This window comes from Microbacterium sp. M (genome assembly GCF_045181065.1).
Lineage (GTDB): Bacteria > Actinomycetota > Actinomycetes > Actinomycetales > Microbacteriaceae > Microbacterium.
Map to the genome: position 1 here is coordinate 3,882,691 of NZ_CP173721.1, position 24,841 is coordinate 3,907,531.

27 protein-coding genes are annotated in these 24,841 nt (G+C 69.4%); 14 read left to right on the forward strand and 13 right to left on the reverse strand.

Features of this window, described 5'->3' with window-relative positions; all coding sequences use genetic code 11:
• Nucleotides 1-90: 90 nt before the first annotated feature.
• From ACI7YT_RS18900 to ACI7YT_RS18915, 4 genes are all read left to right on the forward strand, one after another.
• Nucleotides 91-1,008 (forward strand): metal ABC transporter substrate-binding protein, encoded by a 918-nt coding sequence (locus ACI7YT_RS18900; RefSeq protein ID WP_406247815.1) that lies wholly within the window; start codon nt 91-93, stop codon nt 1,006-1,008.
• The gene (locus tag ACI7YT_RS18905; protein ID WP_406247817.1) at nt 1,005-1,736 is read left to right on the forward strand and encodes a metal ABC transporter ATP-binding protein; all 732 of its coding nucleotides are present in this window, start codon (nt 1,005-1,007) and stop codon (nt 1,734-1,736) included. The genes ACI7YT_RS18900 and ACI7YT_RS18905 overlap by 4 nt, the downstream gene beginning before the upstream one ends.
• The gene (locus ACI7YT_RS18910) at nt 1,733-2,638 is read left to right on the forward strand and encodes a metal ABC transporter permease (RefSeq protein ID WP_406247819.1); all 906 of its coding nucleotides are present in this window, start codon (nt 1,733-1,735) and stop codon (nt 2,636-2,638) included. Before ACI7YT_RS18905 ends, ACI7YT_RS18910 begins: the two co-directional genes overlap by 4 nt.
• Before the next feature lie 230 nt (nt 2,639-2,868).
• Nucleotides 2,869-4,782, forward strand: coding sequence for a M3 family metallopeptidase (locus ACI7YT_RS18915; protein WP_406247821.1), 1,914 nt, complete (start codon nt 2,869-2,871; stop codon nt 4,780-4,782).
• Between the two features lie 9 nt (nt 4,783-4,791).
• On the opposite strand, the gene ACI7YT_RS18920 is transcribed toward ACI7YT_RS18915, so the two are convergent.
• Nucleotides 4,792-5,973 (reverse strand): trans-sulfuration enzyme family protein, encoded by a 1,182-nt coding sequence (locus tag ACI7YT_RS18920; protein WP_406247823.1) that lies wholly within the window; start codon nt 5,971-5,973, stop codon nt 4,792-4,794.
• Between the two features lie 114 nt (nt 5,974-6,087).
• On the opposite strand from ACI7YT_RS18920, the gene ACI7YT_RS18925 reads away from it, so the two are divergent.
• The gene (locus ACI7YT_RS18925; RefSeq protein WP_406247825.1) at nt 6,088-6,558 is read left to right on the forward strand and encodes an Lrp/AsnC family transcriptional regulator; all 471 of its coding nucleotides are present in this window, start codon (nt 6,088-6,090) and stop codon (nt 6,556-6,558) included.
• 164 nt (nt 6,559-6,722) lie between these two features.
• Here ACI7YT_RS18925 and ACI7YT_RS18930 read toward each other — a convergent pair whose 3' ends face one another.
• Together ACI7YT_RS18930 and ACI7YT_RS18935 are read right to left on the reverse strand one after the other, a co-directional pair.
• Nucleotides 6,723-7,478 carry an SDR family oxidoreductase gene (locus ACI7YT_RS18930; protein WP_406247826.1) on the reverse strand — a complete coding sequence of 252 codons (756 nt, stop codon included), beginning with the start codon at nt 7,476-7,478 and terminating at the stop codon, nt 6,723-6,725.
• Nucleotides 7,479-7,585: 107 nt separating this feature from the next.
• A complete protein-coding gene (locus tag ACI7YT_RS18935; protein WP_406247828.1) occupies nt 7,586-8,347 on the reverse strand; it encodes an SDR family oxidoreductase in 762 nt (253 codons plus the stop codon).
• Between the two features lie 327 nt (nt 8,348-8,674).
• Between ACI7YT_RS18935 and ACI7YT_RS18940 the strand changes: the two genes are divergently transcribed.
• The 4 genes from ACI7YT_RS18940 to ACI7YT_RS18955 all read left to right on the forward strand — a co-directional run bounded on the left by ACI7YT_RS18940 (nt 8,675) and on the right by ACI7YT_RS18955 (nt 12,528).
• Nucleotides 8,675-9,445 carry an SDR family oxidoreductase gene (locus ACI7YT_RS18940; protein ID WP_406247829.1) on the forward strand — a complete coding sequence of 257 codons (771 nt, stop codon included), beginning with the start codon at nt 8,675-8,677 and terminating at the stop codon, nt 9,443-9,445.
• 3 nt (nt 9,446-9,448) lie between these two features.
• On the forward strand, nt 9,449-10,366 hold the full coding sequence (locus tag ACI7YT_RS18945) for an RNA polymerase sigma-70 factor (protein ID WP_406247831.1): 918 nt from the start codon (nt 9,449-9,451) through the stop codon (nt 10,364-10,366).
• Entirely contained in the window at nt 10,363-10,761 is a 399-nt protein-coding gene (locus ACI7YT_RS18950; RefSeq protein WP_406247833.1) for a hypothetical protein, read from the forward strand. Before ACI7YT_RS18945 ends, ACI7YT_RS18950 begins: the two co-directional genes overlap by 4 nt.
• 69 nt (nt 10,762-10,830) lie before the next feature.
• A complete protein-coding gene (locus ACI7YT_RS18955) occupies nt 10,831-12,528 on the forward strand; it encodes an AMP-binding protein (RefSeq protein WP_406247835.1) in 1,698 nt (565 codons plus the stop codon).
• A gap of 52 nt (nt 12,529-12,580) precedes the next feature.
• Here ACI7YT_RS18955 and ACI7YT_RS18960 read toward each other — a convergent pair whose 3' ends face one another.
• The gene (locus ACI7YT_RS18960; RefSeq protein WP_406247837.1) at nt 12,581-12,997 is read right to left on the reverse strand and encodes a hypothetical protein; all 417 of its coding nucleotides are present in this window, start codon (nt 12,995-12,997) and stop codon (nt 12,581-12,583) included.
• 154 nt (nt 12,998-13,151) lie between these two features.
• Between ACI7YT_RS18960 and ACI7YT_RS18965 the strand changes: the two genes are divergently transcribed.
• On the forward strand, nt 13,152-13,922 hold the full coding sequence (locus tag ACI7YT_RS18965; protein WP_406250629.1) for an alpha/beta fold hydrolase: 771 nt from the start codon (nt 13,152-13,154) through the stop codon (nt 13,920-13,922).
• Here ACI7YT_RS18965 and ACI7YT_RS18970 read toward each other — a convergent pair.
• Nucleotides 13,861-15,366 carry an MATE family efflux transporter gene (locus ACI7YT_RS18970; RefSeq protein WP_406247839.1) on the reverse strand — a complete coding sequence of 502 codons (1,506 nt, stop codon included), beginning with the start codon at nt 15,364-15,366 and terminating at the stop codon, nt 13,861-13,863. The genes ACI7YT_RS18965 and ACI7YT_RS18970 overlap by 62 nt on opposite strands.
• Nucleotides 15,367-15,498: 132 nt before the next feature.
• Here ACI7YT_RS18970 and ACI7YT_RS18975 point away from each other — a divergent pair, with 132 nt between their 5' ends.
• Complete coding sequence (locus ACI7YT_RS18975; RefSeq protein WP_406247840.1) at nt 15,499-16,548, forward strand: NAD(P)-dependent alcohol dehydrogenase; 1,050 nt, start codon at nt 15,499-15,501, stop codon at nt 16,546-16,548.
• A 6-nt stretch (nt 16,549-16,554) separates the two neighbouring features.
• Here the strand turns inward: ACI7YT_RS18975 and ACI7YT_RS18980 are convergent, their stop codons facing one another.
• The 5 genes from ACI7YT_RS18980 to ACI7YT_RS19000 form a co-directional block, all read right to left on the reverse strand.
• Nucleotides 16,555-17,088 carry a VOC family protein gene (locus ACI7YT_RS18980; protein WP_406247842.1) on the reverse strand — a complete coding sequence of 178 codons (534 nt, stop codon included), beginning with the start codon at nt 17,086-17,088 and terminating at the stop codon, nt 16,555-16,557.
• 67 nt (nt 17,089-17,155) lie between these two features.
• Nucleotides 17,156-17,824, reverse strand: a complete 669-nt coding sequence (locus ACI7YT_RS18985) for a helix-turn-helix domain-containing protein (RefSeq protein WP_406247844.1) — start codon at nt 17,822-17,824, stop codon at nt 17,156-17,158.
• Between the two features lie 32 nt (nt 17,825-17,856).
• Nucleotides 17,857-19,206, reverse strand: a complete 1,350-nt coding sequence (locus ACI7YT_RS18990; RefSeq protein WP_406247845.1) for a hypothetical protein — start codon at nt 19,204-19,206, stop codon at nt 17,857-17,859.
• Between the two features lie 5 nt (nt 19,207-19,211).
• Nucleotides 19,212-20,276, reverse strand: coding sequence for an NAD-dependent epimerase/dehydratase family protein (locus ACI7YT_RS18995; protein WP_406247847.1), 1,065 nt, complete (start codon nt 20,274-20,276; stop codon nt 19,212-19,214).
• A complete protein-coding gene (locus ACI7YT_RS19000; RefSeq protein WP_406247849.1) occupies nt 20,273-21,133 on the reverse strand; it encodes an MTAP family purine nucleoside phosphorylase in 861 nt (286 codons plus the stop codon). The genes ACI7YT_RS18995 and ACI7YT_RS19000 overlap by 4 nt, the downstream gene beginning before the upstream one ends.
• 144 nt (nt 21,134-21,277) lie before the next feature.
• On the opposite strand from ACI7YT_RS19000, the gene ACI7YT_RS19005 reads away from it, so the two are divergent.
• The 3 genes from ACI7YT_RS19005 to ACI7YT_RS19015 are packed head-to-tail and all read left to right on the forward strand — an operon-like array spanning nt 21,278 to nt 22,675.
• Nucleotides 21,278-21,850: a cytochrome b/b6 domain-containing protein gene (locus ACI7YT_RS19005; protein ID WP_406247851.1), complete on the forward strand. Its 573-nt coding sequence runs from the start codon at nt 21,278-21,280 to the stop codon at nt 21,848-21,850.
• A complete protein-coding gene (locus ACI7YT_RS19010; protein ID WP_406247853.1) occupies nt 21,843-22,451 on the forward strand; it encodes a molybdopterin-dependent oxidoreductase in 609 nt (202 codons plus the stop codon). The genes ACI7YT_RS19005 and ACI7YT_RS19010 overlap by 8 nt, the downstream gene beginning before the upstream one ends.
• Nucleotides 22,451-22,675 (forward strand): hypothetical protein, encoded by a 225-nt coding sequence (locus ACI7YT_RS19015; RefSeq protein ID WP_406247855.1) that lies wholly within the window; start codon nt 22,451-22,453, stop codon nt 22,673-22,675. Before ACI7YT_RS19010 ends, ACI7YT_RS19015 begins: the two co-directional genes overlap by 1 nt.
• 131 nt (nt 22,676-22,806) lie before the next feature.
• Here the strand turns inward: ACI7YT_RS19015 and ACI7YT_RS19020 are convergent, their stop codons facing one another.
• From ACI7YT_RS19020 to ACI7YT_RS19030, 3 genes are read right to left on the reverse strand one after another with little or no spacing between them, the layout of a single operon-like run.
• Nucleotides 22,807-23,469, reverse strand: a complete 663-nt coding sequence (locus ACI7YT_RS19020; RefSeq protein WP_406247857.1) for a class I SAM-dependent methyltransferase — start codon at nt 23,467-23,469, stop codon at nt 22,807-22,809.
• Nucleotides 23,466-24,125 carry a DUF2064 domain-containing protein gene (locus tag ACI7YT_RS19025; protein WP_406247859.1) on the reverse strand — a complete coding sequence of 220 codons (660 nt, stop codon included), beginning with the start codon at nt 24,123-24,125 and terminating at the stop codon, nt 23,466-23,468. Before ACI7YT_RS19025 ends, ACI7YT_RS19020 begins: the two co-directional genes overlap by 4 nt.
• On the reverse strand, nt 24,122-24,784 hold the full coding sequence (locus tag ACI7YT_RS19030; RefSeq protein ID WP_406247861.1) for a glycosyltransferase family 2 protein: 663 nt from the start codon (nt 24,782-24,784) through the stop codon (nt 24,122-24,124). The genes ACI7YT_RS19025 and ACI7YT_RS19030 overlap by 4 nt, the downstream gene beginning before the upstream one ends.
• Nucleotides 24,785-24,841: the final 57 nt, after the last annotated feature.

The following is a 24,841-nucleotide window of genomic DNA, read 5'->3' on the forward strand; positions in this document are numbered from 1 at the left end:
CGGCGCGGGAATCCGCCGTGGGCAGATCCGCTGTGAGCAGTGCGGCGAACTCCGGTTGTTTTAGGCACACCGAAAAGGTATGTTTTCGGTGTGCCTAAAAATCCCCGCATCGCCGCGGCATCCCTCGCAGCCGGCATCCTGCTGACCGGATCCGTCGCCGGTTGCGCCGGACCGAACACGGCATCCGATGATGACCGTCCGATGGTGCTGACGACGTTCACGGTCCTCGCCGACGTCGCCGAGAACGTCGCCGGCGAGCACCTGCGCGTGGAGTCGATCACGAAGCCGGGCGCCGAGATCCACGGGTACGAACCCACGCCCGGCGACATCCGGAGGGCGGCCGAGGCCGACCTCATCCTCGACAACGGTCTGAACCTCGAGGTGTGGTTCGCGCAGTTCGTCGACACGATCGACGTCCCGCACGTCGTCGTCTCCGACGGCGTCGACGTGATCGACATCACCGGAGACGCGTATGCGGGAAAGCCCAACCCGCACGCCTGGATGAGCCCCTCGAACGTGCAGCTCTACGCCGACACGATGGTCGAGGCGTTCGCAGAGCTCGACCCCGCGCACGCCGACGACTACGCCGCGAACGCCGACGCCTACAAGGCCGACCTGCAGCAGGTGCAGGACGACCTCGTCGCAGCCCTCGCGGAGCTCCCCGAGGCTCAGCGTGCGCTCGTCACCTGCGAGGGCGCGTTCTCCTACCTGGCACGGGATGCCGGGCTCACCGAGGCCTACATCTGGCCGGTCAACGCCGAGCAGCAGGCGACGCCGCAGCAGATCACGAGGGTGATCGAGTTCGTCGACGACAACGACGTCCCGGCGGTGTTCTGCGAGTCGACCGTGTCGGACAAGCCCATGCAGCAGGTCGCCGAGGCGACGGATGCGGCGTTCGGCGGCATCCTCTACGTCGACTCCCTGTCGGAGGCCGACGGACCCGTTCCGACGTATCTCGACCTGATCCGGCACGACGCGGACACGATCATCGCGGGGCTGACGGGATGAGCGCGATCGAGGTCCGGGGCATCACGGTCCGTTACGGCGACGTGCTGGCGCTGGACGACGTGTCCCTCGACGTCCGCGAAGGGCGGGTGACGGGTCTCATCGGCATGAACGGCTCCGGCAAGTCCACCCTGTTCAAGTCGATCCTCGGGCTCGTGCGGCCCTTGTCTGGGACGGTGAGGCTGGCCGGGGGCGACTCGGCATCCGCTCGGCGTCGTGGTCTCGTCGGCTACGTGCCGCAGAGCGAGGATGTGGACTGGTCGTTCCCCGTCTCGGTGCGCGACGTCGTGATGATGGGTCGCTACGGACGACAGGGCATCACGCGGCGAGCGCGGCCGAGCGACAAGACAGCCGTCGACGAAGCGCTCGAGCGCGTGGAGCTGCAGGACCTCGCCGACCGCCAGATCGGGCAGTTGTCCGGCGGCCAGCGCAAGCGCGCGTTCGTCGCACGCGGCATCGCTCAGGATGCCGGCATTCTGCTGCTCGACGAGCCGTTCGCCGGCGTCGACAAACGCAGCGAGGCGACGATCGTGCGACTGCTGCGCGAACTCGCGGCATCCGGGCGGACCGTCCTCGTCTCGACCCACGATCTGCATGCCCTCCCCGAGTTGGCCGACGATGCGGTGCTGCTGCTGCGGCGCGTGCTGTTCCACGGGTCGGTCGGCGAGGCGCTGGAGCCCACCCAGCTGGCCAGGGCCTTCGGACTGGATGCCGGAGAGGACGCCGCATGATCTGGGACTGGATCCTCGAGCCGCTCCAGTACGACTTCATGGTGCGCGCACTCGTGACGACGGTGATGGCCGCGGTGGTGTGCGCGCTGCTGTCGTGCTGGCTCGTGCTGGTCGGCTGGTCGCTCATGGGGGATGCCGTCTCGCACGCCGTGCTCCCCGGCGTCGTGATCGCCTACGTGATCGGGGCGCCGTTCGCGCTCGGGGCGCTGGTGTTCGGGTTCCTCGCGGTGGCGCTGATCGGTGCGATCCGCGGCACGAGCCGCGTGAAGGAGGATGCCGCGATCGGCATCGTCTTCACCACCCTCTTCGCACTCGGGCTCGTGCTCATCTCGGTCACACCCAGCCAGACCGACCTGAACCACATCATCTTCGGGAACATCCTCGGGGTCTCCGTCGGCGATCTCGTGCAGGTCGGGATCCTCGCCGCCGTCGCGTTCGTCGTGCTGCTCGTGAAGCGCCGCGACCTCACGCTGTACGCCTTCGATCCGACGCACGCGTTCGCGATCGGTCTCTCTCCGCGGATGCTGGGAGCGCTGCTGCTCGGCATCCTCGCCCTGACCGCCGTCGTGGCGCTGCAGGTGGTCGGGGTCGTGCTGGTCGTCGCGATGCTGATCATCCCTGGGGCGACCGCGCAGCTGCTGACCGATCGCTTCGGACGGATGCTGGTGATCGCGCCCCTCCTGTCGGCGGCGTGCAGCGTCACCGGGATCTATCTCAGCTACTGGCTGGATGCCGCACCGGGCGGCCTGGTCGTCGTCGTGCAGGGGGCCGCGTTCGCGCTCGTCTACCTGTTCGCGCCGCGGCAGGGCGTGATCGGGCGGCACATCACTCGCTCGTTGAGCGAGCACCCCTCCCCCCGCTCGTTGAGCGAGCGACGCGAGTCGAAACGCGCCAGCGGCTGAGCCTCGCCATGCACGCGTTTCGACTCGGGCGGCTCCGCCGTCCTCGCTCGACGAACGAGGGGAGGGCCGCACCCGCGTGTCCGGGTTGGCGCGGGTGACCGACCTCCGCACCCGCCTCAACCCGGATGCCCCTCTCTGGCGCGTCCGGGTTGAGGCGACCAACTTCGGCGTACACCCGCACCAACCCGGGCACGCCGGACGGAAGCAGCGCTCCCCGTAGGCTGAAGCGCATGGCCCTGGAACCTCTCGCCCTGCCCGCCGCAGACTGGAATGCGTTCATCGAAGAGCGCGCCGAAACCTCGCTCGCCGCCGCGCGCGATGTCGTCGCCCAGCTCAAGGACAGCACGCCCCGCACACCGCTCGAGACACTCGAACTCTGGAACCTCGGGGAGATCGCGACGGCCAACGCGTCCAGCTTCACGCAGCTGCTCGCCGAGGTGCATCCGGATGCCGCAGCTCGCGAACTGGCCGAAAAGGCTCTGCAGGAGGCATCCGCCTTCGTCACCGAGCGAGACCAGGACCGAGAGCTGTACGAAGTCTTCGCTGCGGTCGACACGGAGGGCCTCGACCAGGAGGCCACCCGTCTGCTGGGGCGCATCCTCCGCGACTTCCGTCGAGGCGGCGTCGACCAGGACGATGTGGCGCGTGCTCGACTCGCGGAGATCAGCGCGCGCATCACGGTCGTCGACCAGGAGTTCTCACGCAATGTGCGCGACGATGTGCGCAGCATCCGCATCGCGCCGGAGCGCCTGGCAGGCCTCCCGGACGACTTCGTGACTGCGCACCCGACCGGCGACGACGGCCTGGTCGAGATCACGACGGACTACCCGGACTTCCGACCGTTCCGCGCCTACGCGCACGACGCGGCGGCGCGCGAGGAGATCGCACGCGCCTACAACGATCGCGGCTGGCCGGCCAACGACGCGCTGCTGCACGAGCTGCTCGATCTGCGCGCCGAGCAGGCCGATCTTCTGGGGTACGCCTCGTGGCCGGACTTCGACGCCGAGGTGAAGATGATCGGCACGGGCGACGCGATCGGCGACTTCATCGAGCGCATCGCGGCGCTCTCCGCAGACCGTGCCGCCGCCGACCTGGAGGCTCTGCTCGTCCGCGCGCGCCAGGACGACCCGGCGGCCACCGAGATCACGACGGCCGACGCCGACTACTACGGCGAGATCCTGCGCCGCGAGCAGTACGACGTCGACGCGCAGGAGGTGCGCCGCTACTTCGACTTCACGCGCGTGCGCCAGGGACTGCTCGACGTCACCGGCCGGCTGTTCGGACTCACCTACCGCGAGGTCCCAGACGCCCCCGTCTGGGCCGACGACGTCTCCAGCTACGACGTGCTGCGCGACGGCGAGCGCATCGGGCGCATCCACCTCGACCTTCACCCGCGCGAGGGCAAGTACAAGCACGCGGCGCAGTTCGATCTCGTGACGGGTGTGCGCGGCATCCAGCTCCCCGAGGGAGTGCTGGTGTGCAACTTCCCCCGCGGGCTGATGGAGCACGAGCAGGTCAAGACGCTGTTCCACGAGTTCGGCCACCTGCTGCACCATGTGCTCGGCGGCGACCAGATCTGGGCGCGGTTCTCTGGCGTCGCGACCGAGTGGGACTTCGTCGAGGCCCCGTCGCAGATGCTGGAGGAGTGGGCCTGGGATGCCGACATCCTTCAGACCTTCGCTCTGGATGCGGCGGGCGCACCGATCCCCGCCGACCTCGTCGCCCGCATGCGCGAGGCCGCCGACTCCGACCGCGGGCGCTGGGTGCGCACGCAGATCTTCTACTCCGCGGTGTCCTACCGGCTGCACCTGGAACGTCCCGCCGATCACGACGCAGCGCTGGCGGAGTTGTCGGAGCGCTACTCGGTCATCGCGCGGCTCCCCGACACGCACTTCCAGGCCGGTTTCGGACACCTCACGGCGTACAGCTCGGGGTACTACACGTACATGTGGAGCCTCGTCATCGCGAAGGACCTGTTCAGCGCGTTCGACGCGTCGGACATGTTCGCCGCCGATGTCGCCGGCCGGTACCGCGACGAGATGCTCGCTCGCGGCGGGTCAGCGGATGCCGCGGAGCTCGTGGCCGCGTTCCTCGGCCGCCCGACGTCGTTCGACGCGTTCGGCGGGTGGTTGGCGGGCGTCTGACGCTCCGGGTCAGCGCGCGAGAGACAGGGACGGGACGGTGGCGAACGCCTGTGCGAGATCGGCGATCAGGTCGTCCGGATGCTCGAGCCCGATCGACAGGCGCAGCACATCGGCCGCAGGCCGGGCCTCCGCCGGCACCGGTCGGTGCGTCAGCGCCGCCGGATGCTGGATCAGCGAATCCACTCCGCCGAGTGACACTGCGTGGGTGAACAATCGCACGCCGGACGCCACGGAACTCGCGGCGGCGTATCCCCCGCGCACGCGCATCGCGATCATGGCGCCCGTGCCGCGCATCTGACGCTCGAGGATGCCGCGGGGGTCGCCGTCGAGCCCGGGGAAGAAGACCTCCTCGACCTCCGGCCGGTCGATGAGCCACTGCACGATGCGCTGCGCGTTCTCCTGCTGGCGCTGCATCCGGATCGGCAGGGTCGTGAGTCCGCGGTGCAGCAGATACGCACCGAGCGGGTGCAGCAGGCCGCCGGTCACCGCGCGCACGCGTCGCAGCGCCTCGGCCGTCTCCTCGCTGCAGGCGATGACACCGGCGATCACGTCGCCGTGCCCACCGAGGTATTTCGTCGCGCTGTGCAGCGCCAGGGCGGCGCCGTGGTCGAGCGGGTTCTGCAGCACCGGTGTCGCGAAGGTGTTGTCGACGAGCACCGGTGCCTTGCGGGCATCCGCCACGATCTCGGCGATGTCGACGAGCTCGAGCGTCGGGTTCGCCGGGGTCTCGACGATCACGAGACCCGTGTCCGCGCGGACGGCGGAGGACACTTCGGACGGCTCGCAGTACGTGGTCTCGACGCCCAGCATCCCGGAGCCGAGCAGGTGGTCGGTTCCGCCGTACAGGGGGCGCACCGCCACGATGTGCCGGCGCCCTGTCGCGCCGCACATCGCGAGGATCGCCGCCGTCATCGCGGCCATCCCGGACGCGAACGCGACGGATGCCTCGGCATGCTCCAGTTCGGCGAGGGCGTCCTCGAAGCGCGCGATGGTCGGGTTCCACAGCCGGGCGTAGACCATGCTTCCGTCGGCGGGCGGGCGTCCTCCGCTGGCCATGGCCTCGTAGGATTCCCCGCCGCGCTCGACGTCGGGCAGCGGATTCGTCGTTGAGAGGTCGATGGGCAGCGCGTGGACGCCGAGCGCCGTGAGGTCTTCACGGCCGCTGTGGACGGCCCTGGTGTCGGGATGCATGTCTCCATGCTTGCTGACATCGCAATCCGAGTGGGATGATTCGACAGTATCCGCAATGATTGACACGTATCGTGCGATTTCCTGCGGAACGGGATGCCGGAAGGAGCCGTGACCTTGTCGAAAACGCCAACCGTCCTGGACGAACTCGACCTCGAGATCCTGGCCGTGCTCAGCGAGCGCGCCGACATCACGAACAAGGCGCTGTCGACCCGGCTCGGACTGGCCGAGTCGACCTGCGCCCATCGCGTTCGGTCGCTGCGAACGCGGGGGATCATCCGCGATGTGCGAATGCGGCTCGACGAAGCCGCGCTCGGCTACCCGCTGCAGGCGATGATCAAGGTGCGCCTGGCCAATCACACCGGAGCGAAGGTGAACGCGCTGTTCGACGCACTCGTCGCAATCCCGCGCGTGTTGCAGGTGTTCCATGTCGCTGGCGTCGACGACTTCCTCGTGCACGTCGCCGTGCAGGATGCCGCGGCGCTGCGCGACATCGTGCTCGAGCACATCACCGTGCACTCGGTGGTGCGCGGCACCGAGACGCAGCTGGTCTTCGAGCTGCGGGACGGGCGCGGGCTGCTCGGCTGAGTGCGGGCGCGGGACCGCCGCGGCCAGCCGGGGTTGCGCCGGCCGCTGGGCCCACGGGGCGCCGGAACCACCGATCCGGAGGAGAACACTCGGTTGGGAGGACCGGATCCGGCGTTCCGGTCCTCCGTTTCGCGTGTTCTCCTCCGGATCGGATGAGACGTCGCCTACTTGCGCGGCGGGTTCGCCGGAAGCCATTCCTCCAGCGTCGTCTCGAAGATGTGAGCGCCCTCGACCGGGATGAGCGTGCGCTCCTCGATCTGTGCGCCGTAGTACGGAGCGCTGTCGTCTCGGACGACCGTCCGCGAGTCGCCTCGGAAGGTCAGCGCCCGCCGGGCGAACTCGTCCATCCCGAAGGCCTCGGGACCGGCGATCTCGATGTCGCCGGTCGGATCGCCGGCGGCCGCGCGGGCAACGGCGGTCGCGACGTCCTCGGCTGCGATCGGCTGGATGAGCGCCCCGGGCAGTGCGACGACACCATCCGTGGTCGAGATGTCCGCGATGCTGCCGACGAACTCGAAGAACTGCGTCGCGTGGACCAGCGAGTAGGCGATGTCGGACTCGCGGATGAGCTTCTCCTGCGCGACCTTTGCGGCGAAGTACGGAATGTTCTGCGGGCGGTTCGTGCCGACGATCGTGAGTGCCACGTGGTGCGTGACACCCGCCGCGCGCTCCGCCGCGAGCAGGTTCCGCGTCGAGGTGGTGAAGAACTCGAGCACGTCGTCCGGTGCGAACGACGGCGAGTTCGACACGTCGACGACGGTGCTGGCACCCTCGAGCGCTTCCGCGAGTCCCTCGCCGGTGAGCGAGTTGACGCCGGTGTTCGGTGAGGCGGCGACAGCTTCATGGCCATGCGCGGTCAGCTTCGCGACGACCTTGGATCCGATGAGGCCGGTGCCTCCGATGACGACGATCTTTGCCATTTCATGCCTTTCGGTCTGACGGGCGCCCCTGTCGGCGCCTACCAGGTATGACAAGGCGGGGGCCTTCGATGTGACGGCTGTCCGAAAACGAGTCCGTCACGACTCGTTCAGGCGACCCCGCGGGCGCGGATGCGCCAGTCGTGGTACCGCGTCGGAGCGATCGACGCGGTGGCCTCCGGAAGGAGATCGCGGCTCGCGAGGTGCGCCCCGAAATACGTCCCGAGCGGATCCGGGACGACTTCGCGCTCGTCCTGGCGGGATCGCATATCGATGACGGCGAGTTCCTCGAGGCTGAACACCTCAGGCCCGGCGAACTCGACCATGCCGTGGAGGGGTGCAGCGACGGCCGTTCGGGCGACGGCCTCGGCGACGTCCTCGGCGGCCATGGGCTGAATGAGGACGTCGGCGACCCGGACAGTGCCGCTGCGGACGGCATGGTCGGTGATGTTGCGGATGAACTCGAAGAACTGCGTGGCGTGCACGAGCGAGTAGGGACGCTGCGACGCCATAATGAGTCGCTCCTGCTGCTCCTTGGCGACGAAATAGCCGCCCTCGGCACGGGCGAGCCGATCCGTGCCGACGACCGAGAGCGCCACGTGGTGGCGAACACCGGCGGCTTCGCCGTAACTGAGCAGATTCATGGTCGAGGTGTAGAAGAACTCGCGCGCCGCGGCTTCGTCTGTATACGACGAGTTGGAGACGTCGATGACGACGTCGGCGCCCTCCAGCGCATCCTCCAGCCCCTCGCCGGTGTAGGAGTTGACGCCGGTCGAGCGGGCAGCGGCCAGGACCTCGTGGCCCGCTGAACGGAGGCTCCGGACGAGTCGCGCGCCGATCAGACCAGTTCCGCCGATGACCGTGATCTTCATGTCGCTCCTTCGAGTTCCGATTGGCTGCCACGGGAATCCGTCTGCACTCATCTGACAAGACACGACCTCGAGTTGTGACACATCGCCCAGATGAGAGTCCGGCCGATCGGAGCCGTCACAGCCGACGAGGCTGCCCGTGCCGACGCTCGGACTACTCGCACTCGCGTGGCGATGGATCCGGAAGACCGGTTGAGGACGGCTCGCACGGCGTGCTACACGGAGATCTCGGGAAAAGCCCGACTCGCTGTCACAGACCGAATCGCTGCTCGGTCAGTGCATATAGGGCAGTCTGCGTAGTGGCGCAGGTCCAGAAACGGAGCGGGTGAGATGCGAATCGTTGTTTTGGGTGGAACCGGTCAAGTGGGCCGGAAGGTCGTCGAGAAGCTCGAGCGGCGCGCTCAGGCCGTCGTGGTGGCCTCGCCGACGAGCGGAGTCGATGCGCGATCCGGTCGCGGACTGGATGCGGCCCTGGAGTATGCGGATGCCGTGATCGATGCGACCAACACTCCGAACCTGTCCGGCGAGGCGGCACGGCAGTTCTTCGAGACGACGACGCGCAACGTGCTCGACGCCGAGCGGCGAGCGGGCGTGAAGCATCACGTCGCGCTGTCGATCGTCGGCGCGGATCACGCGGGCGAGGACGGTTATTTCGCGGCCAAGGGCGTGCAGGAGAACCTGGTGCACGCCGGTCCGATCGACCACTCCATCCTTCGATCCACGCAGTTCTACGACTTCGCCCGCCGGATCGCCGAATGGAACACCGCGGAGGACACCGTCCACCTGCCCACCAAGCCGGTGCAGCCGGTCGCGTCATCCGATGTCGCCGACGTCCTCGTCGAGCTGGCGCTGGGAGGCCCCCTCAACGGCGCGGTCGACCTCGGCGGGCCAGAGCAGATGCCGCTCTCGGAGTTCGTGCGCCGAGTCCTCGGAATCGATCACGACCCGCGATACGTCGTGGCGGACGACGACACCGCCCCTGTGGGCTTCAACATCTCCGGCGACCTGCTGCTCCCCCGCGACTCCATGCGCATCGCCGCCACGACGCTCGACACCTGGATGCACGGCGAGGGTCGTCGCAGTCTCGCGGGGGTTCGGTGAGCCATGGGCGGGCATGACGTGGCCGTCGACGGCGCCTCCGATGCGAGCGACGACCTCGATGAAGCGCTGAGGGTCTTCGACGCGCATCGTCGACGCCTGTTCGGCATCGCCTATCGGATGCTGAGCACCGTGGCGGATGCGGAGGACATCGTCCAGGAGACGTGGATCCGCTGGCAGAGCACCGATCGCTCGAAGATCCAGGAACCGGTGGCGTTTCTCACGACCATCACGACCCGGCTGGCGATCAACGTCCTGCAGTCATCTCACACACGCAGAGAGACCTATATCGGGCCGTGGCTTCCCGAGCCGGTCAACACGGACGACGACCCGGCGCTCGGTGCCGAGCGTGCCGAGGCCCTGCAGTTCGCGATCCTGCTGACGCTGGAGAAGCTCACGCCGACGGAGCGTGCGGCGTACATCCTGCGCGAAGCCTTCGATTACCCCTACCCGCGGATCGCCGAAGTGATCTCCGGCAGCGTCGTCAGCGCACGACAGCTGGTCAGCCGCGCCCGCGCGCACCTGTCCTCCGCTCGAAACACCCCGACGGACCCCACATCGCAACGACGTCTGCTGGAAGCGTTCCTCACTGCTGCACGGAAGGGTGATGCGCACGAGCTCGAGGCACTGTTCGCCGCGGACGTCGTGAGCTACACGGACGGCAACGGCACGAAGCTCGCCGCCCGTGTCCCCGTCATCGGGCGCGAACGCGTGGCGCAGTTCGTCGCGGCCTTCGCCCACCACTTCTGGACCGGGAAGACCATCGACTGGGTGCACGTCAACGGGCAACCCGCGGCGACGCTCACCGAGAACGGCGTGGTCACCACGATGGTCACGGCGACGACGTCGGGCAACGGCATCGTCCAGCTCCTGTGGGTGATGAGCCCGCAGAAGCTCCACCACGTCGGTGCGGTCATCGCATGAACCGAAAGCACTACCCGGCGTGGCTGCGCCGGCGGCGACGCGGTGCCGCCGACCACGGCATCCTGGATGAACTCGCGAATGCCCTGTGCTCCGGCGACGAGGACGCCGTCCGAGCGCTTCTGCATCCCGACGTCGCCGCCGTCATCGACAGCGGAGGACACCTGCCAACGGCCCCGACTCCCGTGATGGGCAGGGAGGAAGCGGCATCCGAGCTGCTGCGCCTGATGCCGAGCGGAACCACCACCGCCGCGGCGTCCATCAATGGTGTCCCAGGGCTCACGCTCGTTCGCGACCAGCGGGTCGTCGGAGCTCTCACCGCGGAGGTGCGGTCCAGGCTCCTCGTGAGCGTCTGGATCGTGTGCAACCCGGACAAGCTGCGGCCCTGGAACCGGTAGCAGACCAATACTGATCGGAACGCGGCCCCTGGCCGATAGTCCGCTGAGTCCGGGTGCAGGATGGAACACATGAGCCGTCCTGCCACCGCCGCCACGACCGCGATCCGCGAGATGCGCGACTTCCTGTTCGATCACGCCACCGATTACGAGGGCGCGCGCGCCGGATTCCGCTGGCCGCAGTTCGACTCCTTCAACTTCGCTCTCGAGTGGTTCGACGTCGTCGCGGGCGAGCATCCTGAGCGCCCGGCCGTGCAGATCGTCTCCGCAGACCTGAGCGTTCGGACCTGGAGCTACGGGGACCTGTCCCGCCGCAGCGACCAGGTCGCGAACTGGCTTCTGAGCCTGGGCATCCGACGCGGCGACCATGTCATCGTGATGCTGAACAACTCGATCGAGCTGTGGGAGGTCATGCTCGCCATCACGAAGATCGGCGCGGTGTCGATCCCGACCTCGACGCTGCTCTCGGCATCCGACCTGGCGTACCGCATCGAGCACGGCGAGGCCACGGCGGTCGTCGCCCTCGGATCGCTCGCCGACCGCGTCGGCGGCGACATCCTGCGGATCGCGGTCGGCGACGCACCGGATGCATGGACCGACTTCGCCGAGTCGGCGAGTGCGCCGGACGCCTTCGAACCGGACGCCCCCACCCCGGCATCCGACACCAGCCTGTTGTACTTCACCTCCGGGACGACGAGTCGGCCGAAACTCGTCCAGCACACCCACGTCTCCTATCCGGTCGGGCACCTGTCGACGATGTGGTGGCTGGGGGTGCGGCCGGAGGACGTGCACCTGAACATCTCCTCGCCCGGCTGGGCGAAGCATGCCTGGTCGAGCTTCTACTCGCCCTTCCTCGCCCAAGCGACCGTGTTCGTCTACGACTACGACCGGTTCGATGCGAACACCCTGATGGAGGTCATGGAGACCCATCACGTCTCCACCTTCTGCGCTCCGCCGACGGTCTGGCGGATGCTGATCCAGGCCGATCTCGGACGCCTCGCGCATCCTCCGCGCGAACTCGTCGGAGCAGGAGAGCCGCTGAATCCGGAGGTCATCACGCGGGTGCGCCAGGCCTGGGGCGGGACCATCCGCGACGGCTTCGGACAGACCGAGATGACCGCCTGCGTCGGCAACTCCCCCGGCCAGGTCGTGAAGGACGGCTCGATGGGTCGCCCGCTGCCCGGCTATCCGGTCGTTCTGCTGGATCCGGTCACCGGCGCGGTCACGGATGCCGAAGGTGAGATCGCGCTCGATCTCGCCGAGGCCCCCGTCGGCCTGATGGCCGGGTACTACCGGGATGCCGCGAAGACCGCCGAGTCCCGCGAGGGCGGGTTCCACCACACCGGCGACATCGCGACGCGCGATGCGGACGGATATCTGACCTACATCGGGCGAGCGGATGACGTCTTCAAGGCATCCGATTACAAGATCTCGCCCTTCGAGCTCGAGTCCGTGCTGCTCGAACACGAACTGGTGATCGAGGCGGCGGTCATCCCGAGCCCGGATCCGACACGGCTGTCGGTTCCGAAGGCGTACGTATGTCTGCGGCCGGATGCCGGTGACGAGGCCGCCGCGGCATCCGCGATCTACGCGTTCGCGCGGGAGCGGCTGTCCGCGCATCTGTGGGTGCGCATCATCGAGTTCGTGCCGGAGCTTCCGAAGACGATCTCGGGGAAGATCCGCCGCGTCGAACTGCGCGCCCGGGAGTCGGAGCGCGTCGCCGCCGGTGGGGATGCCGCGCGGCAGCACCTCGACCGCGACTACCGCTGAGTGGCCCGCCGAGGTCGCGGATCCTCCGGATCCCACGCCAGCAGACCAGAGGTCAGCGGGATTCGAAGGCGGCGCGGGGAACCTCGAAGGCGGGCTGACGCGGGGAATCGACGACGACCGGCTTCGCCGGCTTGGCCGGCACGGTCGCCTCGACGGTCCGGACGGCGGCGGCGGGCCGCGCGAGCCGTCCCGACAGGATGCCGCGCACGACTCCGCCGACCGTCAGCGCGGCCACCAGCGCGATGCCGGACACCAGCACCGGCAGCCAGTTGTGGGCGAACACGGCCGCCGCGCTGAGAAGGGTCCCGACGATCCAGCCCGCGACGGCGCCGCCGACGATGCCCTCCGAACCCCGGATCAACGCGAACAATGCGATCAGCGCGCACAGCACGGCGATCACCGCTCCGCCGATGCCGATCCCGACGAACACTCCGGCCAATTCATTGAACACTGCTGACGATGTCACCATCGTGCACCCCCCGATGCGATCTGTGTAGCTCCAGAGTAGGCGAGTACGGCGCGCTTCACATCCTCCTGAGGAATGATGCGACATCATCCGCCGGACTGATCCTCGGCGGGGCCATGATGGAGGGGTGGCCGTACCTCTCTCGGAACTGAATCGGATGCCGGACCCGCAGATGGTCATCGTCGGCGAAGGCGTGCGCCTCGCGACGTACACGTGGGGCGATCCGGACGCGCCGGCCGTCGTCGTCGTGCACGGATTCGCCTCCAGCACCCGTGACAACTGGGTGCTGACCGGCTGGACGCGGATGCTGGCGGATGCCGGCTACTTCGTGCTCGGCGTCGACCAGCGCGGCCATGGTCTCAGCGACAAGCCGCACGAACCCGAGGGGTACGACATCCGAGCGCTCGCCTCTGACCTCGAGACGGTGCTCGACACCTATCTCGTCGAGGAGGCGCAGTACGTCGGCTACTCGCTCGGAGCCCGGGTCGGCTGGCAGGTCGCGGTCGACCTGCCAGCGCGCATCACCCGTGTCGTGCTGGGCGGCGTCCCCGAGGGCATCCCGCTGGCGCGACTGGATCTCGACCAGGTGCGCGCATACATCGACGACGGCACGCCAGTGACCGACCAGGCGACTCAGAACTACATCCGACTGACCGAGCGCGTCCCCGGTAACGACTTGAATGCGCTGCTCGCCCTCGCCGAGGGCATGCGTGCGTCACGCACCATCGACCCCGATACGTCGGACGCTCCGCAGCAGCCTGTGCTCTTCGCCACCGGATCGCAGGACGCGATCATCGAGGGATCACGCCATCTGGCATCCGCGGCCCCGCAAGGCAGCTTCCTCGAGATCCCGGACCGGCATCACTTCAACGCACCCGGTTCCCGCGTCTTCCGCGAAGCCGCCCTCGCCTTCCTCGCGGAGCGTTGATCGCACCCGGCAGTGTGATGGGCGAGGTGACGACGGCATCCACCACGAGCGAGCTGTTCGTGGGGCCGACGAGCGGAATCGGCGTCGTCTCGGTGAGCACGGTCGAAGTGATCGGCATCCGGGCGAGCCGTCGGTGCTCGCGCACGTAGGCCGGGATGAGGATCACGACCGCGCCGAGCCACGCGAGCGGGTTGCTCCAGGCGACGCCGGCGAAACCCCACAGCGAGCCGAGCACGACGGCCGCGACCACGCGGGCGACGAGCTCGACGACGCCCGTGACCGTGGGGATCATGGCGTGGCCGAGCCCCTGCAGCGCACCGCGCAGCACGAACAGCACGCCGAGGATCGTGTAGCAGGACGCGTTGATGATCAGCATGAGGTGCGCGAGCTCGACGACGTCCGGCGCGCTGTCGCCGACGAACACCTGCACGATCAGCGAACCGGTGACGACCAGCAGCACGCCGAGGATGACGGAGCCGATCACGGCGATCCACGTCGCTTGGATGACGCCGCGGCGGATGCGATCCGGGCGGCCGGCGCCGACGTTCTGCGCGACGTACATGCTGGTCGCGAGCCCCAGCGACGCGAGCAGGGCCGTGGCGAGGCTGTCGACGCGGGAGCCGGCGGTCCAGGCGGCGACGGCTACGGCACCCTGCTCGTTCAGCGCGACCTGCACGGCCAGGGTGCCGATCGCGATGATCGACGCCTGGAAACCCATCGGCAGGCCCAGACGCAGGTGCTCCCAGATGTCGCTGCGGGTGACGCGCCAGTCCTCGCGCTTGACGTGCAGCTCGTGCAGGCGACGACGCAGGTACTCCAGGCACAGCACGACCGAGATGGCCTGCGCGACGACCGTTGCGAGAGCCGCGCCGGCGACACCCCAGCCGAAGGGCCCGACCATGAGGATGACGAGGCCGACGTTGAGCACGCAGGCGAGCGTGAGGAACCACAGCGGCGTGCGGGAGTCGCCGATCGCCCGGATGATGGCGGCCAGGTAGTTGAAGAACATGGTCGCCGCAGCACCGAGGAAGCTCACCTGCGCGAAGACGACCGCATCGTCCATGAGCTCCGGCGGCGTCCGCAGGGCCGCGAGAGCGGGCTCCGCGAGCAGGGGAGCTGCGACGGTGAGCACCACGCTCATCGCGCCCGTGAGGATCGTGCCGGTGGCGACCGATCGGCGCACAGCCCGAGCATCCCCCGCCCCGTATGCCTGCGCGGTCGGGATCGCGAAGCCGCTCGTCAGACCCCACGCGAAGCCGAGCAGCAGGAACAGCAGGCTGCCGGTCGCGCCGACGGCGGCGAGCGCGTCGACGCCGAGCTGGCGTCCGACGACGATGGTGTCGACGAACTGGTACAGCTGCTGGACGACGTTGCCGATCAGCAGCGGTACGGAGAAGGCGAGAATGACGCGCCAGGGCGCGCCGGTGGTGAGGGAAGTGGACACAGTCGCTCGACAGGCAGGAGTGGGCGGAAACAGAACGGGGCAGAACGGGAGCAGCACACGCAGAGGTGCGACCTCCTATGGTATCGAATCGATTCGAGCGCGTCGAGCGCGGATTCGGCGTAATCTCTTCCTATGCCCACCACTGTTGCCGCGATCGTCGCGCCCTCAGCCACCGACCGCCTCACCGTCAGCACCATCGAGCGCCGCGATGTCGGTCCGAACGACGTGCTCATCGACATCCGCTGGGCCGGCATCTGTCACTCCGACATCCACACGATCAAGGGCGACTGGGGTCCGCAGCAGTACCCGCTCACGGTCGGGCACGAGATCGCCGGTTTCGTCGCCGAGGTCGGGTCGGACGTCACGAAGCACAGGGTCGGGGACCGCGTCGGCGTCGGATGCCTGGTCAACTCCTGCGGAGACTGCGCGAACTGCGCGGCAGGGTCCGAGCAGTACTGCCTGAACGGCGCGATCGGCACCTACGGAGCGAAGGACGTCGACGGGACCATCACCCAGGGCGGGTACTCCACCAGCGTGGTCGTGACCGAGGACTTCGTGCTGCGCCTACCCGAGGAGATCCCGTTCGAGAAGGCGGCACCGCTGCTGTGCGCCGGCATCACGACGTACTCGCCGCTGCGCCATTGGAACGCCGGCCCCGGCACCCGGGTCGCAGTCGTGGGACTGGGCGGGCTCGGCCACATGGCCGTCAAACTCGCGCACGCGATGGGCGCCGAGGTCACTGTTCTCACGCGCACGCTCGCGAAGAAGGACGACGCGCTGTCTCTCGGCGCCGACCGCGCCTTCGCGACGAACGACCCGGCGACGTTCCGCGAGCTCCGCGGTGCCTTCGACCTCATCATCAACACCGTCTCGGCGCCGATCGACCTCGACGCGCACCTGAAGCTGCTCGCGCTCGACGGCACGCTCGTCAACGTCGGCGCACCGGCCGAGCCGCTCAGCCTGCACGTCGGCACGCTCATCGGCGGGCGGCGATCGTTCGCGGGCTCCAACATCGGCGGGATCGCCGAGACGCAGGAGATGCTGGACTTCTGCGCCGAGCACGGCATCGCCCCCGAGGTCGAGATCGTCTCGGCATCCGAGGTCAACGAGGCCTGGGATCGCGTACTGGCGTCCGACGTCCGCTACCGCTTCGTCATCGACACGTCGACGCTCGCCGGCTGAGCCTGCTCAGGCGTCGGGCTCCTTCAGACGCGGGATCGCGGCGATGAGCGTGTCGTGGATGTACACCAGTTCCGGCGTCGGCTCCCACGCCGCATCCGCGCCATCGGCTCCCCACTCCTCGTCGGCGTCGCCCTCCGCCGACCACTGGTCGTCGGTCGCAGGGGTCGTGCTGTAGACCCACCAGAGGTTCCCCCATGTGTCGAGGAATCGGGAGAACACGTCGCCGAAGAACTCGGTCGGCTCTGTGACGACCTCCGCACCCTCCGCCTTCGCTCGCTCGAGGGCCCGCGGCACGTCGTCGACGTACACCTGGAGCAGCGCGGGCAGATATGGCCAGTCCGGCTTGCGCTCCGCGAACATGAGCGTCGTACCGCCGACCTGCAGTTCGGCGTGCAGGAGCAGGCCGTCCCCATCCACGGTGCGCGATTCGGGCCGCGCGATGCCATCGAAGACGTGCGCGACGAACGCGATGAGCCCCTCGGCGTCTTTCGCGATCAGGAAGGGGTTGACGGTGGCGTATCCGGCGGGAGTCTCGGTCATGAGTCCATCCCATCGTGGACGGCACCTGACGGGCTTGAACGAAAACGACATCTCCGCCGACGCGGCGTCACCGCGAGAGATGCGCGGCCACGATGGCGGCGGGCGTCTGCCCCCGGATCATCCGCAATGACCTGGTCAGGTGCGCCTGGTCCGAGAATCCGGCGTTCACGGCTGCCTCCGCGGGTGACAGACCCGACTGCAGCAGCACGTAGGCGTGCTGCGCACGTGCGAGCTGGCGCACCTGGGAGGAAGTGAGGCCGACGACGCGGCGGAAGCGGCGCTGCCACGTCCGATCGGTCGCCCCAGTCCGGTCACCGGCGAGCGCCGCACGAATGCCGCCATCGATGCGCAGCGTTCCGGCATCCACCAGTTCGGAGACCCACCGCTCCAGCCCTTCGAAATTCGGAACCCGATGCCAGCGCTCTCCGATGCGGACCCGGCCATCGGCCACGGGGAGAGCGACCGTCGCTCCGCGGAACGTGTCCTTGCCCGCCGCGACGATCATCACGTGCGGAGCGAGCTCTACACCCCAGTACTCGTCGCCGAGGACGCCGTCCACCGTCGCAGAGCGAAACGTCGGTCCGTTCATCTCCGCGGAGAGCAGACCATCCGCCGTGCGCACGAAGGAGATCCCCCAGTACTCCGACCCGGCGACCGCGTAGGTCTCCGGCTGCTCCACGCGGGCGCGCCAGAGCGTTCGGACCGACGCCGAGCCGCCATCCCGTTGCTCCCACATGCCGGCGACACTACCGTCCGCGACGCCCGGCTTCACCACCCGGTCTGCAGCAGCGACTGGACCACGATCGCGAACACGATCTGCACCCCGAGCATGATCCGGCGCGTCCGGCGCCCGAACAGTGCGAGCCCGAGCAGCGCCCACGGCACGAACGGCAACCAGATGCGCTCGACCTCCGCGCGGCTCATATTCGACAGGTCGGCCAGCAGGATGCTCAGCCACGCCGCCGCCACGAGCAGCAGCACGACCCGCACGCCGTCGTCGCGCAGCCTGCCCGGTCGACCACGCCGTCGGATGCCGGCATCCACTGCCCCGCCGAGGGATGCCGCGACCATCGGCCCCGCACTGATCACGAACGCCGCGATATTGCCCCACATCCAGTACTCCGGCGGGCGCCGCGAGGCGACGCCATCCCAGTAGCGCTGCTGCAGCACCGGGAACGCCTCCCACCAGGCGAAGCCGCCGACCGCGAATGCCAGAACCACGGCCAGCGCCGCGGCCGCAGCGATCGGCAACGGCCACCACTGCCGCGCGGCGAACAGAACCGCAAGGGCGAGCACGCCGAGCAGCGGCAAGCCGTACGACAGCATCACGCAGTATCCGAGCAGCAGCCCGGCGAGCAGTGCCCAGGCCACCATCACGACCGGGTGCTCGCCCCGCCGGAATGACGTCGCAGCACGGGCCAGCGCCCACAGCCCCCATGCCGCGAACGCCGCGAACATTCCGTCGCCCGAGACCCCGATCCAGATGGCGGCAGGTGTGAAGACGAGGAACGGAGCCGCCCGGCGAGCGGACTCCTCTGCACCCAGCGCCCGCAGCGCCCCCAGCACGGCGATCGGGATCGTCGCGCCCACCAGGATCACGGCGAATCCGGCCGCCAGTCCGCTGCCGAGGCCGACCCGGACGAGGACGTAGAAGAACAGCAGCGCACCGGGCGGGTGACCGGCGATGTGCACCGGCCAGTTGTCGTCGTGCGCGTACGGGATGCGCTCGACGTACTCGCGCAGGGTCGCCCCGAAGTCGGTGACCTCGCGCGCGGTGCCGAGATACTCGTAGCGGTGGTTCAGGATCGTCCCGATGCCGTCGAGGCCGTCGACGAGCGCCAGGGAGAGCAGCCATGCCAGGGCGGTGCCGAACACGATCAGCTGCAGCGGCACCCACCGCATCCGCGCGACCAGTCGTTGCGCGAAGATCACCGCGAGCACGCCGAGGGCGACGGCCATCGGCAGCCCGGGCCCGATCCGCGGCATCCATTCCGCGTGCAGCGGTGGCAGCGTGACGTACACCTTCCAGCCGGAGACTGCGGGAATGATCATCGCCGCCGCGATCAGCAGGGCGGCCGCGGCCCCGCTCCAGAACGCCACCCGCGGCCGGACCACCATGCCGCTCACCGCCCCGCGACCGCCGCCCGCAGCGGGTCCTGCGCGAACTGCGCGACGCCGTCCTCGAACGAGACCTGCGGCTGCCAGCCGAGTTCGCTTCGGATCCGAGCCGAGGATGCCGTGATGTGCCGCACATCTCCCGCACGGAACCTCCCGCTCACGCGCGGCTCGGGCCCTCCCATGGCCGCGGCGAGCGTCCGTGCGAAGTCGCCGATCGTGTGGACTTCGCCGCTGGCCACGTTGAACGCGCGCGCCTCCCCTGCACCGGTGGACCAGCGCAGTGCCGCCAGGTTGGCGGCGGCGACGTCGGACACGTGCACGAAGTCCCGTCGCTGCTCGCCGTCCTCGAACACGTCCGGCGCCTCTGAACGCTCCAGTGCGGATCGGAACAGGGACGCGACTCCGGCATAGGGCGTGCCCTGCGGCATCCATGGTCCGTAGACGTTGTGGTACCGCAGCAGGGCGGCGGTGCCCCCGGTGCCGCGGGCCCAGTCGCGCGCGAGCAGCTCCTGCTCGAGCTTGGTCGCGGCATAGGTGTTGCGCGGGTCGCAGGGCTGATCCTCATCGATCGGTTCCGGCTGCAGCAGATTTCCGGTCACCGGCGATCGGGGCTCGAAAATCCCGGCCTCGAGGTCGATGAGCCGACGCGGCGGCGCCTGCCCCACCCACGCGCCATCCCGATACAGTCCCTCGCCGTAGACGACCATCGACGAGGCCAGGACCAGACGAAGGATGCCGGCATCCCGCATCGCCGCGAGCAGCACAGCGGTGCCGAGCGAATTCGACGCGACGTAGTCCGCGGCGTCGCCGATGTCGACACCGAGTCCGACCTTGGCGGCCTGGTGGCAGACCGCGTCCACGCCGCGCAGGGCGCTGGCCACGGCATCCGGATTCCGCATGTCGCCCCGGACGAACTCCACGCCCTCCGGCAGCGGGCGTCCGCCGCCGTCGCCGTGCACGTCTTCGCGCAACGAGTCGAAGACCCGGACCGACCACCCCGCCGCGAGTGCCTGCTCGACGATGGCGCCGCCGATGAATCCGCGTCCCCCCGTGACCAGCAGCAGGCTCATCCGGCGCCTCCGTCCCGGTCGTTCGGCTCGGCCGCCAGGATGCTGCGCACGGCGTCCTCGGACAGCAGCGTCGGCGCGGTGAATCCCGCCGGGATCGCACGGATGATCGCGGCGATCGCGGCATTCAGACGCGGCTCGGCCTCGGCCATCACCTGGAACACCCGCTCGGCCGTGACCGAGCGATCCCGGTCGCCGTCGCCGCGCTCGGTGTCCGTGTCGGTGATGATCGCGAGGTTCACATGAGCGAACCCGAGCTCTGCGGCGAGCGCGGCCTCGGGCAGCTGGGTCATGTTCACGATCCCCGCACCCATCAGCCGATGCCACCCCGCCTCCGCGCGGGTGGAGAACCGCGGCCCCTGGATCACCACGCTCGTCACCGACTCCCGCGGCGTCTCGCCCGCATCGTGCAGCGCGGCGGCGGCGATGCGGCGCAGCTCACGGCTGTACGGCTCGGCGAGCGGCAGGTGCTCCACGCCCTGGACGATGTCGCCGCCGTCGAAGTACGAATCCGCGCGACCCCAGGTGCGGTCGATGAGCTGGTCGGTGAGGGCGAGGTCGCCGGGCCGCATGTCGGCCTCGAGCCCGCCGACGGCGTTGGTCGAGACGAGGATCCGCGCACCCAGCGAGGCGAGCGCCCACAGGTTGGCTCGCGCGTCGATCCGATGCGGCGGCACGCGGTGACCTGCGCCGTGCCGGGCGAGGAACGCCGTGCGCCGGCCGGCGAGTCGTCCGACGACGATGCCGGACACCGTTCCGTACGGTGTGGGCACGGGCGCGAGGAGGCGGGCGTCGTCGACGGCGAGGGCGGCGAGCCCGGAGCCGCCGATCACGGCGATCTCGACGTGTTCGTCTTGCATGTCTTCAGACTCCTCTGCGCCGGCCCCGCTCGGTACCGGACATTCCTTACGCCTCCGTGACACCTCCGGCATCCGGGTGCAGCGTCACCACCCTGTAAGCGAATCGACGGGCGCGATCGACGCTCGTCCGCGCACACTGAAGCCATGACGGACCGCACCGCGCTGATCGACCGGCTGGATGCTGTCCTCCGCCCGCGCGCGGCGCGCGTGCAGAGTGCGCTCGCCTCTCCGGTGCGGGATGCGCGGATGACGGTCGTCGTGGGTCGGATGCTCGGACTCGCGTTCCTCATCTGCTTCGCGACCGGTCTGTACAGCCACTTCCTGCAGAGCCCTGTGGACTGGTTCGTCACGCCGGCGCGGCCGGAGTACCTGTACGCGTGGACGCAGGGGACCCACGTGGTCGTGGGCAGCATGCTGTTCCCGTTGCTGCTGGCGAAGCTGTGGGTGGTGTACCCGCGGCTGTTCCACTGGCCGCCGGTGACAGGTCTGCTGAACGTCGTCGAGCGCGCATCGGTGGGAGTGCTGGTCGCGACCGCGCTGGTGCTGCCTGTGACCGGCATCCTCAACGTCCTGGGGTGGTATCCGTGGGAGTTCTCGTTCCGACGGACCCATTTCGCGCTCGCCTGGGTGCTGATCGGCGCGCTGGCGCTGCACATCGCCGTGCAGCTGCCCACCATCCTCCGGCACTGGCGGGGCGGAGGCGGGGCGGATGACTGATCCGGATGCCGTGTCACGGCGACGCTTCCTCCTCGGGGTCGGCGTGGGGTCGGCGACGATGGGCGCCCTGGCGCTCACACATGCTGTGCTCCCCGCCGGGCCGTTCAGCGTCACCGACGACAGGAGGCGGATCGTCGCCCCGCAGGCGCTGCCGGTGAACCGTTCGGCTCGAGAGGCGCGGGTGACCGAGCTCGCGTCCGCCCCGGACTGGCGGTTGACCGTGCGCAGCGGCTCGCGGGTGCGGGAGCTGCCCCTCTCCGAGTTGGATGCGCTCCCGCAGCAGCGCGAGGTCCTGCCGATCGCGTGCGTGGAGGGCTGGACGGTGGATGCCGCGTGGCAGGGCGTCCGCCTCTCCGATCTCCTCGACCTCGTCGAGGCGCCGCAGGACGCGACCGTGCACCTGCAGAGCATGCAGCAGCGCGGAGCGTTCGCCGCCACGACCATGCCGCCGCAGTACACGCGGGATCCGAAGACGCTCGTGGCGCTGCACGTCAACGGCGAGCGGCTCGACCTGGACCACGGGTATCCCGCGCGGATCATCGCCCCCGGGCGCCCCGGCGTGCTGCAGACGAAGTGGCTGACGGCGATCGAGGTGGTGTGATGCGAATCGTGCGTCTGGTGGTCGGCGGGCTCGGCATCGCGGGCATGCTGTGGGGCGGGTGGCTGCTGGTGAGCACGCAGCGCCCAGATCAGTTGCTGAGCGTGGCGGTGTGGCTGGCCGCGGCGGTGATCGTGCACGACTTCGTGCTCGTGCCGGTGATCACGGTAGTGCGGCGGCGAGCCACCCCCCGGAGGGGTCGCGTTTCGCCGCCTCCCGCGGGCTGACGCGACCACACGCGACCCCCGCCGCGCAGAACCGCGTGCGCCCCCGGTCGGAGGGGCCGCGAATCGTCGCCTCACGCGGCTCGACGCGGCAAGACGCGCCCCCTGCCCGGCGGAGCGGCGCCGCGCCTCGCCTAGCGAACGAGGAGCGCGAACACCCGTCCCGCACGCGACCAGGTCTCCGAAACCTGCAGCCCCGCATCCGCTGCGCACCGGCGCAGCCCGTTCAGGCCGATCTCGTACCAGGGGAACGGAAGACTCGCGCGACCCTCATGATCGATCAGCGTGGCGTGGAACCCCCGGTCGCGGTGCGGATCCGCGTGCACCTCGACGATCACGGCACCGCCGGGCTGCACCAGCGACGCGCAGCGCGCCAGCAGCTCGGAGGGGTCGCCGCCTATGCCGATGTTCCCGTCCATCAGCAGCGCCGTGCCCCACTCGCCCTCGCGCGGAATCGCGTCGAACACCGAGCGGTGCAGCGCCGGCAGCCCCTGCGCATGCGCGTGCGCGACCGCCGCGTCCGAGACGTCCACCCCCAGGCTGAGGTGACCCGCCACGATCGCGGCCCGCACCATGCGCCCGGGACCGCAGCCGACGTCAAGGATCGCCCCTGATGCGCGCTCCAGCACCGACCGATCGGCGTCATCGGCCGCCGCGAGGAAGCGCGCCAGCTCGACCGGAGCGCCGGGCGCACCATCGTGATCGACCATGCGCAGGACACCGCCTCCGGTGCGCAGCGCCGTCGCATACGGCGATGCGTCGCCGGCATCGAAGTGCGCAACGATCGGCAGCGTCATGACGCACCCCCGGCGACCGGCGTGAGGCCCCGCGCATCGAGCAGTCGCGCGAGGACGCTCGAGCCGTCGAGTTCGGCCGACACCGTGCGCAGGCTGTCGATGTCGTCGATGTCCGTGAGCATGGGCAGATCGGCGACGCTCAGCCCGGCATCCACCAGCCGAGAACGCTGTACTGCGCCGGTGTCGTCCCGAGACATCGGCACACCGCGCACGAGATCACCCCTCGGCATCCCTCCGACCGTGCGGTCCCGAACCCCCAGCAGCCAGAAGCCGCCGTCGGAAGCCGGACCGAACCAGGCGTCGACGCCGAGCGGCCAGCGGCGCGCCACCATGCGCAGCAGTTCAGGATCGATCTGCGGCGTGTCCATCCCGATCAGCAGCGCCGGTCCGTCGAGGCGGTCGAGCGCATCGGCGATCCGATCGTCGAGCCCGCCGTCCGACTGCGGGATCTGCTCGAACCCTGGCGTCTCGGGCAGCGCCCCCTGCACGCAGAGCACACGCCGGACGTCGACGCCGCGCACCGCCGCGATCGTGTCATCGAGCGCCGCATGGGCGATCTGCGCGGCATCCTCGAGCGAGAACGGCGGGTGCAGCCGCGTCTTGACCCGGCCGGGGATGCACTCCTTGGCCATGATCACCACCGTGACGCCGTTCATGCGTACCTCCGCAGCATCCGGAGCATGTCGCCGATGGCCTGAGCCGTCCCTCGGATCGTGCCGGTGACCTTGGACTTCCCCACGCGAGGGCGGTAGTCCACCGGCACCTCATCGATGCGCCAACCGGCCCGCTGCGCCCGCAGCACGAGTTCGAGCGGATACCCGCTGCGCCGATCCCGGATGCCGAGGCCCACGAGGTGTTCTCGGTCGGCGGCCCGCATCGGCCCGAGATCGTGGAGTTCGACATCCATCCGCAGCCGCACGAACCAGAGCAGCACCGCATTCGCGAACCGTGCATGCAGCGGCCAGGCGCCTGCGGTGACGGCGACCCGACGCCCCGACACGAGATCGGCGTCTCCTCGCCGGATCGGATCGACGACGCGATCGAGCTGACGCAGGTCGAACGAGCCGTCTGCGTCGCTGAACGCGACGATCGGCGCGGTCGCGGCCATGAGACCGGTGTGCACGGCGGCTCCGTATCCACGCTGGCCTGCGGTCACGACGGTCGCCCCGAGGCGTCTGGCGATCTCGGCCGAACCATCGGTGGAGCCGTTGTCCACGACGATCGCCCGGTACGACGGCGGGAGCTCGGCGAGCAGCGACGGAAGAGCCCGTGCCTCGTTGAGACAGGGCAGGATCACGTCGACGGAAGAGCTCATACCCAGAATGTAGGAACTCCGAGCCGTCAGCGCCGCCCCCAAACCCTTACGAACCGC